This is a genomic window from Paraburkholderia sp. EG287B, assembly GCF_040965595.1.
GTDB lineage: Bacteria > Pseudomonadota > Gammaproteobacteria > Burkholderiales > Burkholderiaceae > Paraburkholderia.
In genome coordinates this window covers 37,189-53,334 of record NZ_JBFRCG010000004.1, presented here as the reverse complement: position 1 = coordinate 53,334, position 16,146 = coordinate 37,189, and the positions used below count along the sequence as shown (strand labels likewise).

Annotated in this window: 10 protein-coding genes; 6 read left to right on the top strand and 4 right to left on the bottom strand. The window is 64.7% G+C overall.

Annotated elements, in window-relative coordinates; translation table 11 throughout:
- Positions 1-42 precede the first annotated feature (42 nt).
- Complete coding sequence (locus AB4Y40_RS07710; RefSeq protein ID WP_368687164.1) at positions 43-1,965, top strand: enterotoxin; 1,923 nt, start codon at positions 43-45, stop codon at positions 1,963-1,965.
- Here the strand turns inward: AB4Y40_RS07710 and AB4Y40_RS07705 are convergent.
- Positions 1,962-3,782, bottom strand: a complete 1,821-nt coding sequence (locus AB4Y40_RS07705; protein WP_368687163.1) for a beta-galactosidase — start codon at positions 3,780-3,782, stop codon at positions 1,962-1,964. The genes AB4Y40_RS07710 and AB4Y40_RS07705 overlap by 4 nt on opposite strands.
- A gap of 165 nt (positions 3,783-3,947) precedes the next feature.
- Here AB4Y40_RS07705 and AB4Y40_RS07700 point away from each other — a divergent pair, with 165 nt between their 5' ends.
- Together AB4Y40_RS07700 and AB4Y40_RS07695 are read left to right on the top strand one after the other, a co-directional pair.
- Positions 3,948-4,466, top strand: a complete 519-nt coding sequence (locus AB4Y40_RS07700) for a hypothetical protein (RefSeq protein ID WP_368687162.1) — start codon at positions 3,948-3,950, stop codon at positions 4,464-4,466.
- A 131-nt stretch (positions 4,467-4,597) separates the two neighbouring features.
- Positions 4,598-4,978 (top strand): SHOCT domain-containing protein, encoded by a 381-nt coding sequence (locus AB4Y40_RS07695; protein ID WP_110383799.1) that lies wholly within the window; start codon positions 4,598-4,600, stop codon positions 4,976-4,978.
- A gap of 85 nt (positions 4,979-5,063) precedes the next feature.
- Here the strand turns inward: AB4Y40_RS07695 and AB4Y40_RS07690 are convergent, their stop codons facing one another.
- A complete protein-coding gene (locus AB4Y40_RS07690) occupies positions 5,064-5,393 on the bottom strand; it encodes an RcnB family protein (RefSeq protein WP_368687161.1) in 330 nt (109 codons plus the stop codon).
- Between the two features lie 452 nt (positions 5,394-5,845).
- On the opposite strand from AB4Y40_RS07690, the gene AB4Y40_RS07685 reads away from it, so the two are divergent.
- From AB4Y40_RS07685 to AB4Y40_RS07675, 3 genes are read left to right on the top strand one after another with little or no spacing between them, the layout of a single operon-like run.
- Complete coding sequence (locus AB4Y40_RS07685; RefSeq protein ID WP_368687160.1) at positions 5,846-7,009, top strand: efflux RND transporter periplasmic adaptor subunit; 1,164 nt, start codon at positions 5,846-5,848, stop codon at positions 7,007-7,009.
- A gap of 12 nt (positions 7,010-7,021) precedes the next feature.
- Entirely contained in the window at positions 7,022-10,210 is a 3,189-nt protein-coding gene (locus AB4Y40_RS07680; RefSeq protein ID WP_368687159.1) for a multidrug efflux RND transporter permease subunit, read from the top strand.
- Positions 10,203-11,678 (top strand): efflux transporter outer membrane subunit, encoded by a 1,476-nt coding sequence (locus tag AB4Y40_RS07675; protein WP_368687158.1) that lies wholly within the window; start codon positions 10,203-10,205, stop codon positions 11,676-11,678. Before AB4Y40_RS07680 ends, AB4Y40_RS07675 begins: the two co-directional genes overlap by 8 nt.
- Before the next feature lie 9 nt (positions 11,679-11,687).
- Here the strand turns inward: AB4Y40_RS07675 and AB4Y40_RS07670 are convergent, their stop codons facing one another.
- Together AB4Y40_RS07670 and AB4Y40_RS07665 are read right to left on the bottom strand one after the other, a co-directional pair.
- Positions 11,688-13,187 (bottom strand): diguanylate cyclase, encoded by a 1,500-nt coding sequence (locus AB4Y40_RS07670; RefSeq protein WP_368687157.1) that lies wholly within the window; start codon positions 13,185-13,187, stop codon positions 11,688-11,690.
- A complete protein-coding gene (locus AB4Y40_RS07665; RefSeq protein ID WP_368687156.1) occupies positions 13,162-15,912 on the bottom strand; it encodes a putative bifunctional diguanylate cyclase/phosphodiesterase in 2,751 nt (916 codons plus the stop codon). Before AB4Y40_RS07665 ends, AB4Y40_RS07670 begins: the two co-directional genes overlap by 26 nt.
- Positions 15,913-16,146 lie beyond the last annotated feature (234 nt).

The window sequence follows — 16,146 nt, the reverse complement described above, 5'->3', positions numbered from 1 at the left end:
TTGCCTATGCGTACCGACGATCGAACTTCTACGCAAGCCTGCATGCCCGAATTCCGGAAACAGGGCGACGTCTGCTCGTTCGGGAACCATGCCGTTGCCTTGCGCTGGGCGCTCGCGGATGAACACCTCACCCAGTTTTCACTTGTCGATTGCGCCGGGGCGGGTGCGTTGCCCATCGCCGCGCCGTTCGCGCTAACTTTCGCGGATGGCACCACACTCGGCCCGGCCGGCATGCAGGTGCTCGCGCCGGTACGGGAAGAGGCGCTCGCGGCCAACCCGCACGCATCGCGCCTGGCCGAACGCGTCGCGGGCCGGCGCGTGAGCATCACGCTGGGCGACGCCCAGGGACGCCTCGCGATTCAATGGAGCGTAGAGCAGCGCGACGGCGCGCGATATCTGCGCATGACGCTGAACGTGACGGCCTTGCGCCAGGACGAAGCCATTGCCGTCGTTTCCCTGCTGCAGGCGCGCGCGGTCGGCGCGCAGACCGGCAGCGAGCGCAAGGGCACGCCGGTCGTTGCGGGCAACTTCTATCTGGGCTTCGAGTTGCCGCTTGCAACCAGCCACGTGGACGCGGATAGCGTCAGCTTTACGCTGCAACGCACGCTGCCGCTGCAAAAGAACCGGACGCTGACTTATTCCGCCGTGGCCGGCGTGGCTCGCGACGGTCAGTTGCGGCGCGATTTCGCCACCTGCCTCGAGCAGGAGCGCGCCCGCCCATATCGTCCGTTTCTGCACTACAACAGCTGGTGGGATATCGGCTATCTCACGCCTTATACGCAGGACCAGGCGCTGGAGCGCATCGAAACGATCGGCCGCAAATTGCATACCGCGCGTGGCGTGCAGATCGATTCGTTTCTTTTCGACGATGGCTGGGACGACCTTGGCGGCGGCTGGCATTTCAGCCAGGCGTTTCCGCATGGCTTCGTGCCGCTGCGCGAGGCGGCGGCACGCTATGGCGGCGCGCCCGGCGTCTGGTTGTCGCCCTGGGGCGGCTATTGCGGCCCAAAGGACGAACGCGTCACGCACGGCCGCGCCGCGGGCTATGAAGCCATCGACAATGGTTTTGCGTTATCGGGGCCGCGCTATTACGAGCGCTTTCACGCAGTCGTGATGAGCCTGCTCGCGAGGGACGGCGTGAACCAGTTCAAGTTCGATGGGACGGGCAACGCGGACCGTGTATTTCCAGGCAGCCTTTTCGATAGCGACTGGGACGCGGCGATCCAGCTCATCGGCGACATTCGCGCGGCGAAACCGGCAACCTTCATCAATCTATCGACCGGCACGCATCCCTCGCCGTTCTGGCTGCGCTACGTCGACGCGATCTGGCGCGGCGGCAGCGACGACGGTCAGGCGGGCAGCGGCACGAGCCGCGAGCGCTGGATCACGTATCGCGACGCGCAGACGTACCGCAACGTCGTGCTGCGCAGCCCGCTCTTTCCGCTCAACTCCCTGATGCTGCACGGCATTGTCGTTGCACAGTGCAATCCACGCCTGAATGTGCCGGCAGGCGATGCATTCGCGCACGAAGTGCGGTCCTTCTTCGCGAGCGGTACGCAATTGCAGGAGCTGTACATCACGCCTTCGCTGCTGGGCGAGGACGACTGGGACGTGCTCGCGCAAGCCGCCCGATGGGCGCGCGCGAACGGCGACGTCTTGCGCGACAGCCACTGGATCGGCGGCGCGCCCGACGAAGCGGCCATCTACGGCTGGGCCGCGTGGACGCAGCACAAGGCAATCGTGACGCTGCGCAATCCGCACGATCAGGCGCAGCGCTTTGCCCTCGCGCTGCGCCATCAACTGGAATTACCGGCCGGGGCGGCAGGACGATTCCATGCGCGGAGTCTCTGGCAGCCAGGCACGACCGGCATTCCCGCGATACTCGACGCGGACGTGCCGTGCGAAATCCAGCTCGCGCCTTTCGAAGTGCTCACGCTGGAGTTGCTGCCGGCCGGTGGTGGCTAATACAACGAATTCATCAGTTGCACGGGTTTCGTTTCGGTCTGATGCAGGTCGAAGATCAGCACCTCGTTCTCGCCCTGCGTGAGCCACGGCGCGGGGCAATACAAGCGCTGTTGCGGGCCGATACGCCAGTAGCGCCCGAGATTGTGCCCATTGACCCAGACCACGCCCTTGGTCCATTGGCTCATATCGAGCCAGGTGTCGCCGATTTCATCCAGAACCAGGCGTGCCTTGAAAAAGAGCCCGGGTTTCAGCGGACTCGTGCAGCGTGCCTCTAACCCGGCGATGTACGCCTCATCCATCGGTAGCAAAAAGACTTCCCATTCCTCGATTGAGGAAACGGACCCGTCGGCGTATTGCATCTTCACGGGCGCGAGCAGTCCTTTGCGGTCGACGATCGCAGGCCCGAAATTGACGCGCCCCATGGCCTCTACCAGAATTTCCAGCGGGCCGGCCACGTTGGCGGGCAATGCGAGCGGCGCGCGATGTGTCACGTGTAACCGCTGTGCATAGCCGTGCGGAATGCCCGCGCGCGAGACGCCGCCCGCGTAGTGCTCGCCGACAAAAACTGCCGCATAGTCGTGAACGTCGCTGATATCCAGCGCACCGACCGGTTGCGCCCGCAACTGTTTGCGATACAACATGAGGCCGGACGTCTGACCGTAGTGCTCGAACGGCTGCGGACCGACGCTCGATTCGCGCGGCAAAGGCGCGGGCAGGTTGTCCCAGATCGAGGCATAGAGGGTGGGCGTCAGGGTGTGGCCCGCGACCGTGGGTATGGCGTCCGGAATCTCCGGCAACGGCTCGGCCAGATAACGGGCGATGATGTCGCGATACTTCAGGTATTTCGCGGTGGCGGCCCCTTGCTCGTTAATTGGCGCGCCATAGTCGTAGCTCGTGATATCGGGTTGATAATTACCCGACTCGTCCACATTCGCGCCGGCATAAAAGCCAAAGCTGGTGCCGCCGTGAATGACATAGAGGTTGAACGACAATTGCGACTGCATGAATGCCGTCAAGATGGCGGAAAGGTCGTAATGGAGTCCCGCGAATTCCGGCTCGCCCCAATGCGTCAGCCAGCCCGGATAGACCTCGCCCGCCATCGCGGGCACGGCAGGAAACGCGCGCCGCACCGTGGCGATTTGCGCCGCGTTGCCGTTGCTCAATGCGATGGCGCCACCCGTCACCGTCGTGCGATTGCGCTCGAGTTGCGCGAGACCGTCCTCGGTGTAGAAGGGCCCCGCTATGCCGCCCCGCAGCCAAAGCTGCCTCAATTCTTCGAGGTAAGCGGGATTGCTTGCATACGAGCCGAATTCATTCTCTATCTGGATCATCAGGATCGGGCCGCCGGCATCGATCATCAACGGCTTGATGCGGGGAGCCAGTTCGCCGATATAGCGTGTAACCGCGGCCATGTAACGGGCATCGGTGGCGGAGTCGGTGCGCAGCTGGATGTCCGGTTCGCCCAGCAGGTAAGCGGGGAGGCCGCCCAGGTCCCACTCGGCGCAAACGTAGGGGCCCGGGCGCAACAGCACCCACAACGCTTCTTGCTGGCACAGGCGGATGAAGGCTTCGATATCGCGGTTGCCGCTTGCGAAGTCGAACACGCCCGGGCGTGGCTCGTGGTAGTTCCACATGATGTACAACGCGATGCAGTTCATGCCCATCGCCTTGGCCATGCGAATGCGATGCAGCCAGTACTCGCGTGGTATGCGCGCGGGATGCATCTCGCCGCTGCGAATCTGCAAGGGCTTGCCGTCGAGCAGGAAGTGCTCGCCGTCGGGGCTGAACGAGAAGGTGTGGCGGCGTTCGAGGTTCATGGTGCTCGCGGTGCAATCGCGCCCTTGTATTTGCACACTCACGCACTATACTTCCACGGCTGATCGTAGAACGCTTAATTTCGCTTAAGCCTATAATTCGGCAAGAATACGCGCAAGTCAGATATGCCGAGCTATGTAACCGTATTGACGCAGTTACATTCGAATATGAAAAAGCGTGCTATTTTTCCGATTGCCAGTTCAACGCTTCTCGTCGCGGCGGGAATTTTCTGCATCGTCTTGTCGCTCTCGACACGATCCCTGATTGGAACGCTTTTCATCGCAAGGATGCTGTTGTTCTGCGGCTTCGTGCATGCCTTGAATCTCTTCACGACGAAAGACTGGAAACTCGCTATCAGGCGCTTTCCGCCAGTCATCGTGCCGATACTCATCGGCATTCTCATTCTGGTCAATGACAGCGCACGGGCGCGTGGGCTTACCGTGATGCTGATGATCTTCTTCGTACTCGACGGCTTCTTCAAGATCATTGCGTCGGTCGGGCAGGATGTGAAGATCAACAATATCGGCATTGTCAGCGCGGCGTTGTCTTTCCTGCTCGCCATTTTTCTGGCCGCCAATTTCCCGAGCGTGCCGTTACCCTTGCTCGGATTGTTCCTCGGGCTGGATCTCATTTCCATGGCCGTGGTGCCGTTTGGCGGCCGGGAGCGCAGGCGCGAGCTGATCTGATTTGACGAAAGCGCAGTCGGCGGCCGCGTCGCGGCCGTGCATCACGTTTCGCGCGCACACGGTGTCGCCATCGATGCCCGTGTCAGTGTGCGGTTGCCGTTTTACACACGCAAAACCGACGGAGGCGATTCATGATCTTCGCAAATGGCTTTACGTTTTCGAACTTTATTATCGATGCGTTTTCGATATTCATGTTCATTCTGTGGTTCTGGCTGTTCATCACGATCACGAGCGACCTGTTCCGTCGAACCGATATCTCGGGCTTCCTGAAGATCGTCTGGGTGATTTTTCTGATTGTTTTGCCCTATATCGGCATATTTGCCTATGTCCTCACGCAGGGCAGAGACATGGCGCATCGCAACCAGGAACGGGCGCAGAAGGCGCGCGAAGAACTGCGCCACATAGTGGGCTACAGCGTCGCGGACGAAATCGAAAAGCTCGACAAGCTGAAAACGACAGGCTCGATTACCGACGACGAGTACAAGCGCCTGCGCGCGCGGCTCGTCGAGTGAGAAGGGCGGCAGGCATGGCGACCGTCCATGCCTGAATCATGCAGCAAGCGCGGGCTACGGCAAAGTAGCCCGTCGCGTCATCCGGTCATTCAGTACCCGAAACGATCTTCGAGATCCTCCAGTTGCTTCTCGTCACCAGCACGTAGTCGCCGTTCACGCCAAGCCATTGCTGGCCGCGCTTCGGTGCGTCCAGGTTATGCGACTTCCAGTCCTTCATCTGATAGTTGTAGTGCCGATATTTCGAGGGAACCTGTTGGCCCTCGTGCCAGTCGCGATGCGGCATGGTTGGCATGACCTGCTGGCGACCTGTCCCCTGGCTTTGATCTGCACCCGATGCTGCGTCTTGCGCCATTGCGGAAGAGGCAACACCGACGAGGAGCGCAGCGATGACTGAGAGGACGAGTTGGCTTTTCATGATTCGATCTCCTGAGGCAAGAAGATGATTGACGTCGCCATGACCAATGGCTTCTTCGGTTATAGAACATCCCGAAAGCCGTGATATCGAACTGTGCGAACGTGCCCTTAAAAGCATATGGGCAAAGGCTGGAAAACGAACGAAACGAGCGGTGTGAATAAGGGTGTGAAGCGTCTATCCATAGTAGTAAACGGAATTCCGACTTCAAGTAATTTACGAGTGGTTGATTTTGCGGCGCTTTTGCGTAATTCCTGTGAATGCATGAAAGCGCTGCTTGTTAGATAACGATCCCAACGTTATGCGCTTTTCGCGCGCTTCTGCTCTTGCGAATTGCGCACATCGCGGGCCGTAAATCGCAGTTTGAGTGAACATCGCAATGATCCGGTCGAGTACTGCGCAATGAGCCGTTCGGGGCGCGCGCGTACCGTCTCTATTTTTCGGTGGAGCCTCGCGTGCCAAACTGCGAACCCAGACGCTGTAGACCGTGGCTGATCGGCATGGCGGCCATGTTGCTGCTGGCGGGCAACGGATGCCGCGACCGGCAAGCTCAGAGCGGCGCGGCGCCACCGCCGCCGAGCGTGCTGGTCGTAACGGTTGCGGCGCAATCGATTCCCCGCGAGATCGAACTGCCGGGGCGGATCGAAGCGATCCGCTCGGCGGAGGTGCGCGCCCGCGTGGACGGGATCGTCGAGCGGCGGCTCTTCGAGGAGGGCACCGACGTGCGCGCCGGCGCGCCGCTCTTTCTGATCGATTCGCGCGACTACGAGGCCGCATTGCAGCAGGCCCAGGCGGCGCTCAACCGGGCCCGCGCCGTGCAGGGCAATGCGGCCTCGGAGGTGGCGCGCTTCAAGCCGCTGGTGGCGCGTCAGGTCGTGAGCGCCCAGGAGTTCGAGGCCGCGAGGGCCGCACTGCAGCAGGCCGACGCGAACGTTGCGGACGCACGCGCCGCGGTGACGCTCGCGCAGCTTCGCCTCGATCGGTGTACCGTGCGCGCGCCGATAGCGGGCCGTGTGGGGCGCGCGCTCGTCACCGAAGGCGCGCTGGTCAGTGCGGCCGGCGCGACCTTGCTCACGCAGGTCAACCAGCTCACGCCGGTGAACGCCGTTTTTACCCAGTCGAATATTTCGTTGCTGGAAGTACGCAAACAGATCGCCTCGGGCACGCTCGCGGCGCCGGCCGCGGACCGCGCACAGGTCTGGCTCACGCTCGCGAACGGCGACGACTATGGCGAGCCGGGCGTGCTCGACTTCACCGACCTCGTCGTCGATCCTTCCACCGGAACGCAGGTGCTGCGCGCGCGCTTCAACAATGCATCGCGCATCTTGTTGCCGGGGCAGTTCGTGCGCGGGCGCGTCGTGATCGGCACGATACCGAACGGCCTGGTCGTCCCCGCGCGCGCCGTGCAGTTCGACAACAACGGGGCGAACCTCTCGCTCGTTGCCGAAGACGGCACCGTCGTGCGCCGCAATGTCGTGCTCGGCCCGCAGGAAGCGGGGCAATGGGTCGTGAAGGACGGGCTGGAGCCGGGTGAGCGCGTCATCGTCGACGGCTGGCAAAGGGTGCAGCCGGGGCAGCGCGTGGACGCCCATCCCTTCGCCGCGCCGGCCCACTCCTGAGCGGCGCGCCTCATGAACCGATTCTTCGTCTACCGGCCGGTCTTCGCGTGGGTCGTTGCGCTGTTCGTCACGCTCTTCGGCGCCCTCGCGCTCATGCTGCTGCCGGTCGAGCAGTACCCCGACGTCGCGCCGCCCTCGCTCACGATATCGGCGGTCTTCAGCGGCGCCGACGCGAACACGCTGGACCGCACGGTCACGTCGATCATCGAAGACGAGATGAACGGCGTCGACAATTTCCTCTACATGTCGTCGCAGAGCCGCTCGAACGGCACGGCGCAGATCACCGTCACGCTCAGGCCCGGCACGAATCTCGACGTCGCGCTCTCACAGGTTCAGGACCGCCTGAGCCGCGTGGAGCCGCGGCTGCCGCTGGAGGTGAGGCAGGTGGGCGTGAGCGTCACGAAAGCGTCGTCGGGCTTTCTGATGCTCGTTGCGCTGCAGTCCGCCGATGGATCGATCCCGGCCGTCGAGCTGGGCAACTTTGCCGCCAACAACATCGTCAACGAATTGCGCCGTATTCCCGGCGTCGGCGACGCGCAGCTGTTCGGTTCGTCGTATGCCATGCGGATCTGGATCGATCCGGAAAAACTGAGCAGCTTCGGTATTTCGGCCAACGAAGTGATGACGGCCATCCAGGAGCAGAACAGCCAGACTGCGGGCGGCAGCCTTGGCGACCAGCCGATTGCGCCGGGCGCCGAACTCAATGCGCAGATCGTCATGCGCGGCCGCTTTTCGACGCCCGAGCAGTTCCGCGAGGTGATCGTGCGCTCGAACCCGGATGGCTCGACGGTGCGTGTGGGCGACGTCGCACGCGTGGAGCTGGGTAACGACAGCTATGGCTTTCGCTTTCGCGTGAACGGCAGGGAGTCCGCCGGGATCGCCATCCAGCTCGCGAGCGGCGCGAATGCGCTGGCCGTGGCGCGCGCGGTGCGCCAGCGTCTCACGCAATTGCAGCCGACCTTCCCGAAGGGCGTGGCATGGGTCGTGCCGTTCGATACGACGCCGTTCATCACGACCTCGCTGAGCGGCGTGCTGCGCACCATGGTCGAGGCGCTGCTGCTCGTGACGGTCATCGTGTTCCTGTTCCTGCAGAAATGGCGCGCGACGCTCATTCCCACGCTGGTCGTGCCGATCGCGCTGGTCGGCACGTGCGTCGGCATTTTTTTGTTCGGACTCTCCATCAATCTGCTTTCGCTGTTCGCCATGGTCGTGGCGATCGGCATCCTCAACGACGACGCGATCGTGGTGGTGGAAAGCGTCGAGCGCGTAATCCAGCAAGAGGGACTCGGTTCGCGGCGGGCGACCGTCAAGGCCGTCGGGCAGATTGCGGGCGCCGCCATTGCGAGCACACTCGTGCTCATTGCGGTGTTCGTCCCGATGGCGTTCTTTCCGGGTTCGACGGGCGCGATCTATCGCCAGTTCTCGGTCACGCTCACCGTCTCGATCTTTCTCTCGACCCTGCTCGCGCTGACGCTGGGCGTGGCCATGTCGGCAACGCTGCTGGGCAGCAGGACGACGACCGGCGACGGCACCGGCAAGCCCGCCGCCACGCACTGGCCGGCCCGCATGCAGCGGCGCGTGTTCGATGGATTCAACCGCGGCATGGAAACCGCCACCGAGCGCTATGTGCTGGCCGTGCAGGCGATGCTGCGCAAGCCGGTGCGCTGGCTCCTCGTATTCGTCGTGGTGTGCGCGACGACCGGGTTCCTCTTCACCCAGTTGCCGCGCGGCTTCATTCCGGGCGAGGACCAGGGGCACATTTTCGTCGCGTATACGGCGGCGCCCGGCGCGACGGCGCAGCGCACGCAACAGGTCGTCGATCAGGTCGAGGCCTTTCTCAGGCAGCAGCCGCAGGTGCGCAATATCGCCTCCGTCACGGGATTCAGCTTCTTCGGCCAGGGCCAGTCGGCGGCAATGTCGTTCGTCGACCTGAAGCCGTGGGCGGAGCGGCCGGGCGCGGCCAATTCGGCGGGGGCGCTGGTGGCGCGCGCGAACGCGGCGTTCCGCAATATTCCGCAAGCGCTCGTCTTCGCGCTCGATCCGCCGGCCATTCCCGCGCTCGGCAATGCGAGCGGTTTCACGATGAAGATACTCGACCGCAGCGGCGTGGGCGGCGCGGCGCTGCAGCAGGCGAGCGCGCGCATGCTGGCGGAGGCTGCGCGCAGTCCCTTGCTGGTGGGCGTGCGTCCCGACGGTTTGCCGCCCGCGCCGCAACTCTATGTCGACATCGACCGCGTGAAGGCACGCGCGCTGGGGCTGCAGATCGGTCAGGTGAACAGCGCGCTCGCGCTCGCATTCGGCTCGAACTACGTGAACGATTTCGTCTACGAGGGGAACGTGTTGCGCGTGCTCATGCAAGCCGACGCCGACCAGCGCATGCGGCCCGAGGATATCGGCGCGCTGCGGCTGCGCAACAACGTGGGCGAGATGGTGCCGTTCTCGGCGTTCACGAGCGTGCACTGGAGCTCGGGGCCGCAGCAGGTCGAACGCTACAACGGCTTTCCCTCGGCCACGATCTCGGGACAGGCCGCGCCGGGCCGTTCGAGCGGCGCGGCGCTCGCGGAGATGGAGCGCATTGCGGACCACGTTCTTACCGGCAGCCTGACCTACGAATGGACCGGCACGGCGTTCGAGGAACAGCAGGCGGCCGGGCAGATCGGTGCGCTGCTGCTGCTCTCGCTCGTCGTGGTGTTCCTGCTGCTCGCCGCGCTCTACGAGAGCTGGGCGATCCCCATTGCGGTCCTGCTCATCATTCCGCTGGGCGTGCTGGGCGCGGTGCTCTTCACCATGGCGCGGCGTTTTTCCGCGGACATCTACTTCAATATCGGCCTCGTGACCATCATCGGCCTCGCGGCAAAAAACGCCATTCTGATCGTGGAATTCGCGATCAAGGAGGAGGCCGCGGGCAGCGATACGGTGAGCGCGGCCGTGAACGGCGCGCGTCAGCGCCTGCGGCCGATCCTGATGACGAGCGTGACCTTCGTGCTCGGCATGCTGCCGCTCGTGCTCGCCACGGGCGCGGGCGCGGCGGGCCGGCAGGCGGTGGGTACGGGCATCATGGGCAGCATGCTCACGGCCACGCTGTTCGGCATTTTCTTTACGCCCGTGTTCTACGTGGTGGCGCGCCGATGGTTGAGCCGCAAACGCATGCGCGACGATGACGAAGAAGACGCGCGGCCCGCGGGAGCGCACGATGCTTAAGACTGCCAGGTGGACGGCGATCACGGCATGCCTGACGCTCGCGTCGTGCAACTTCGCGCCGCGCTACCAGCAGCCGGAGTTGCCGATTGCGCAAAGCTACGAGAGTGCGGATATTGCCGCACCGGGCGGCGAGCGGCTCGCTTCGGAGCTCAGTTGGGAGACTTTCTTTCGCGACCCGGCGCTCAAGCAGTTGATTGCCATGGCGCTGGCGCATAACCGCGATCTGGCGGCATCGGTTGCGCGCATCGAGCAGGCTCAGGCGCTTTACCGCGTGCAGCGCTCCGCGCAGTTTCCGCAAGTGGCCGCGGGCGCCGACGCTACCCGCACCAAAACGCCGCTCAACTCCATCGAGCCCGAACTGCCCAACAACAACACGTCGATTCACTTCAACCAGTACAGCGTGCAGGTGGCCGTCACGTCGTTCGAACTCGACTTCTGGGGGCGCGTGGCCAACCTGAGCGAGTCGGCGCGGCGCAATTATCTGGCGACGATGGAGGCCAACGAAGCCTTTCGTCTCTCGCTCATCAGCAATGTGGCGGCGACCTACTACGCCATCCTCTCGGGCAACGAGGGCATCGACCTCGCGCAGCACACGCTGGAAACGCGCCAGTATGCGCTGGAGGTCGCGCGGCTGCGCCTCGAAGCGGGCGCGACCTCGCTCGTGGACTACGAGCAGGCGCGCATTCTCGTCACGCAGGCGCAGACGCAGCTTGCCGAGCTGCAAAGAACGACGGGCCAGCAGCGCGATCAGTTGGCTGTCCTGATCGGCGGACCGCTGCCGGATGCCGCGGAGATGACGCAGCGCCACGCGCTGGCCGACGCCGACCAGTTCGGCACGCTCGACGCGGGCCTGCCTTCTTCGCTGCTCGCGCTGCGCCCCGACATTCGCGCGGCCGAGCAGTCGCTGCGTGCCGCCGACGCCGATATCGGCGCCGCGCGCGCCGACTATTTCCCGCGTGTTTCGCTCACGGGCAATTTTGGCTATGTGTCTCCCGAGTTGAGCGACCTGTTCGTGCCCGGCAAGCAGGCATGGCTCATCTCCGGGTTCGTCACGCTGCCGATCTTCGACGCGGGGCGCCGCAGCGCGCAAGTGCGCCTCTCTGAAGCGCGCCAGACCGAACTCGTGGCGAACTACCAGAAGGCCGTTCAGGTGGCGTTCCGCGAAGTCTCCGACGCGCTGATCGCGCGCCAGCGCCTGCAGGAGCAAATCGCGGCACAGGAGCGCGCGGTGGCCTCCGAGTCGCGCCTCGCCGAGGCCGCGGAACTGCGCTACGAGAACGGTATTTCCATCTACCTGGAAGTGGTCGATGCGAAGCGCAGCCTGTTCGCGGCGCAACAGCAACTGATCCAGCTACGCGCGGCGGCGCTGCAAAACGGCGCGTCGTTGTATGTGGCGCTGGGAGGCGGGCAGGATGCGCCTCGGGCCGAGCACGCAGGCGCCGCTTCTACCAGCGTCGCCACCCCGTAGCCGAGCGGGTCAGGCGCAGCACATGGCGACGCGGTTGCGGCCGCGCGCTTTCGCGTCGTACAGCGCCTGATCGGCCGCCTTGATGACCTGCGTGACATCGACATCCTGGTCCGGCGACCAGCTTGCGGAGCCAATGCTTGCCGTGACCCGCCCGTACTCGCTGCCCGCATGCTCGATGGCGAGTTCGCTGATCGCATGGCGGATCTTCTCGGCGATCGCGCAGGCGCCTTCGAGCAGCGTATCGGGCAGCACGACGATGAACTCTTCGCCGCCGTAGCGGGCGGCGGTGTCCGCGGGCCGGCGGATGTTTTCGCCGATGCAGCGCGCCACGGCGGCGAGCGCGTCGTCGCCGGCCTGATGGCCGTACTGGTCGTTATAGGCCTTGAAGCGGTCGATATCGACGAACAGCAGCGAGATCACGCTGCGCGCGCGCCTGGCGCGCCGCCACTCCTGTTCGAGGATTTCGCCGAGCGTGCGGCGATTGTTCAGGCCCGTGAGACTGTCGGTGCGCGCGAGCAGCTGCAGTTCCGACTCGGCGCGCATCCTGCGCCGCAACTGCGTGGCGAGCACGAACGAGAGGCCGACGAAGCCGATCGCGAAGGTGCCCATGAGCGTGCCGATGGTCAGCGCGCGCCGCCGCCACGCGGCGTAGATATCGGGTTCGGCTTCCGCAACCATGATGATCAGCGGCTGGCGCGGGAAATTGCGGAAGAAGTACATCCGGCGCACGCCGTCGATCGACGACGTGTCGGAGAAACTGCCTTCCTTCGCAGCCAGAAAGTGGCGGAAGGTACTCGCGTTGCGGATGTTGCGCCCCACCACGGCCGGATCGTAGGGCTGGCGCATGATCATGGTGCCGTCCTGCGCGATCAGCGAAATCGCCCCGTGGCGGCCCAGTGAGAGCCCGGCGAACAACTGGTGAAAATACTCGAGGTTAATGGCGATCATGACGATGCCGGCGAACGACCCGTCGGGATGCGAAAGCCTGCGGCTCAGCGCAATGCTGGGCGAGCCGTTGCGCAGGCGCGAATGGTAGGGCGCACTGATGTAGAGGCCGGCATGGGGATTGTCGCGCTGCGCCGTAAAGTAGTCGCGGTCGGCGAAATTGGCGTTGAGCGGCGCGCCGGTGGCCGAATTCATGACGACGTTGCCCGTTTCGTCGAGCACGAGTATCGAGCCCAGATATTGCGCGGTAATGGCGTGGTCGAACAGCAGCTGGCTGCGCAGAGGCGCGGGCAGCGCCATGACGTCGGGCCGGCCGATGCCGTCGACCACGGCTTGCAGCGAGAGCTCGTAAAGCTCGAGGTTGCGCTCGATATCGCGTTCGGCAATCAGTGCGACGTTGCGCGAGTTCTCCCTGGCGCGCTCCAGGGCGTCGTGGCGGCTCTCGTAGAGCACCGTCGCGCAGAGCGACGCCATGATGAAGGCGACCGCCAGGCTGCCATAGAAAATGGTGCGCGGCCCCGTGAGCCATCTGAGCAGGTTACCGTTGCTGAATGCTGGCCGCATGGCTCGCTTCCAGGTAAGACTGCGCGCTCGCTGCATCCACAGGACGTGAGAACCAGTAGCCCTGCGCCTCGTTGCAGCCGTTCTCGATCAGGAATTCCAGTTGCCGCAGCGTTTCCACGCCCTCGGCCACCACGCGTATGCCGAGCGTATGACCGAGTGCGAGCACGGCCTTCACGATGACCTCGTCCGCGCGCGAGTGGCCAATGCCCCTCACGAACGACATGTCGAGCTTGAGGCGATCGGGCATGAAGCTGCGAATGTACCCGAGGCTCGAATAGCCCGAGCCGAAGTCGTCGATGGCGACCGAGAGCCCCATCTCGCGCAGGGCGCGCAGCGTGGCGAGCGAACGGGGCGCCATGAGCACGCCTTCGGTGATTTCCAGCTCGATATTGCGCGGGCTCACGCCGGTGCGCGCGAGCGTTTCCGCCATCATGGCGGGCAAATCCGCGCGCACGAACTGGACCGGCGAAACGTTGACCGAAACGACGATGTCCGGGTGCTGACGCGCCCACTCGCGGGCCTGGCGGCAGGCCTCCTCGAACACGAACTCGCCGATCTGCACGATCAGGCCGTTTTCCTCGGCGAGCGGCACGAACAGCGCCGGGCTCACCTGGCCGCGCTCCGCGTCGTGCCAGCGAACGAGCGCCTCGAAACCCATCGTCTCGCCCGTCCTCGGGTCGACTCTCGGCTGCCACGCCACGGCAAACGCGCGCGCCGCCACGGCGAGGCGCAACGCCTGCGCGAGGCTCGCGCGCTCGAGGTTCTGCATGGCGATGGCCATGTCGAACACCTGCATGCTGCCCGGTCCCACCGACTTGGCGCGGTACATGGCCGAGTCGGCGTACTTGAGGAGTGAATCGGGGTCGCTCGAATGATCGGGGAACACGGCGAGGCCGACACAGGCGAGCGGCACGATGACCTTGTTGCCGATCAGCAGGCCATGTGTCAAGGATTCCTGCATGCGTGCCGCGGCGGCGACGAAGTGATCGACGCCGCCCCGGCCGTACAGCACGGCGACGAACTCGTCGCCCGCATAGCGCGACACCATTTCGCCCCGGGCGATATTGGCGGACAGGCGGCGCGCCACTTCGCACAGCACCTCGTCGCCCGCGGTATGGCCGAGCGAGTCGTTGACCTCCTTGAAGTTGTCGAGGTCGATGAACACCAGCGCGAACTTCTGCTGCGCGTCGAGCGCCGTCCTGACCAGTTCGCGCAAACGCGCCTTGAGGCCGAGCCGGTTCGGCAGGTGCGTGAGCGAGTCCTCGTTGGCCTGCAGGCGCAACTGCTCCTGATAGCGGATGCGCTCGGAAACGTCGTTGAACACCGTTACGCAGTGCGTGGGGCGATTGCGCTCGTCGAGCACCGGCGCGACATGCAGCTCGATCCAGTAGGGCGAGCCATCGGGCCGGCAGCATTTGAGCAGGCCCTCGCCTTCGCGCTCCGATTGCATGGCACTGCGAACCATATGGGCATCGGCGGACGCTTTATCGCAATCGAGCATGTCCCAATGCCCGGCGCCATTCGCCGCCGCCACGGCGCGGCCGGTGATGCGCTCGAACGCCGCGTTGGCGTACGTGATGATGCTTTCGCCGTCGACCTTTTGCGAAATGATCACGGCGTTTCTCGAAGCCTCCAGCGCCCGGCTGCGAATGCGCAAGTGCTCTCTCGCCTGTTCGTGCGCCGTGACGTCGTGCGCGGTGATGAAGCACGCGTCCTGGCCCGCATAGTCGAGCAGATGCCAGGCGATATCGACGTGGATCACTTCTCCGTCGATGCGCACATGCCGGCGCACGCCGCCTGCGCCGCTTTGCGCGCCGGAATTGACGTAGCCGTGCAGGTCGCGGCGGAACGCGCCGGTTTCGGCCTGCGGGCGCAGCCGCTCGATCGACATGCCCTTGAGCTGCTGCAGGCTCGCGCCGTATTGGTGCTGGGCCGCGGCGTTGGCGGTGAGGATCGCATAGGAGCGCACATCGAAGATGAGCATCGCAACCGGATGCTGCTCGAAGTACTCGCGAAAGCGCCGCTCGGCCTCGAACGCGACGATCTTCGCCGCGCTGCGGGAAAGCGCTGCGCGGTGGCTCGTAAACAGCGTGAAGAGCAGTAGCAGCGCGCCGGCTGTCGCCGTGCCGATCAGCGAGATCTTTTGCCGCGCGAGCTGCGCCTGCGCGCCGAACTGCACGACCTTGATCTGCTCGCGCTGCTCGGAGCGCAGCTCGGTGAGCAGCGACATGATGGAGCTGAGCGTTTCGTTCGCGCGCTGCATCAGGGCGGGCTCGAGCCTCGCGCCCGCGTCGGCGAGCGCGATGTTGCGGGCGGCCGCGTCGAGCTGCTCGGGCCAGACGGCGCTCAGCTGCCGCAACTCGCGGATCGCGCGCTCGTTGCGCGGCGCGCCGGCAAAGTCGTGCTCGAGCCGGTCGTAAATACCGGCCACGACGGCGGCCCGCTTGATCGGCCACGCGCGCGACGTGTAGCCAGCGGTGCCGACGCCTTTGAGGAAGTCGGTATTCGCAGCAATATGCAGCGTGAGCAGGGCTTCGAGTTCCGTCGTGATGCTCAGTTCCTGGCGAAGCCGCGAGTCGGCCGTGCCGCGCGAAAGGTTCGCGCTCAGTATCGCGCCGATTGCCACACAGACGATCAGCGCCACGGCTAGCGCTACGGCGACGCCCTTGCCGGGCGCGCGGGACGGGGCCTGTGGAGGGGTTCCGGATAGTTCAGCTACGTTCATCGCCACGCAACGCGATTCGGCACATCGCCACTCGCGCCGCGTTGCTGGGCCGGAGTGGGCAGGTTACTGGTGAAAGCACCGGGGGGCAGAGGGGCCATGGTGTTCCGGGCGTGCAGACGGCGAAGGCACGGCAAGTCCGTGATCGGTCGCTACTGTCTGAATAACGGGTAGTCGGCGTGCCGCTTTGATGGGTGTTTTTACCTAGATGCCTGGATGCCGGCGCTACGCGTGGGA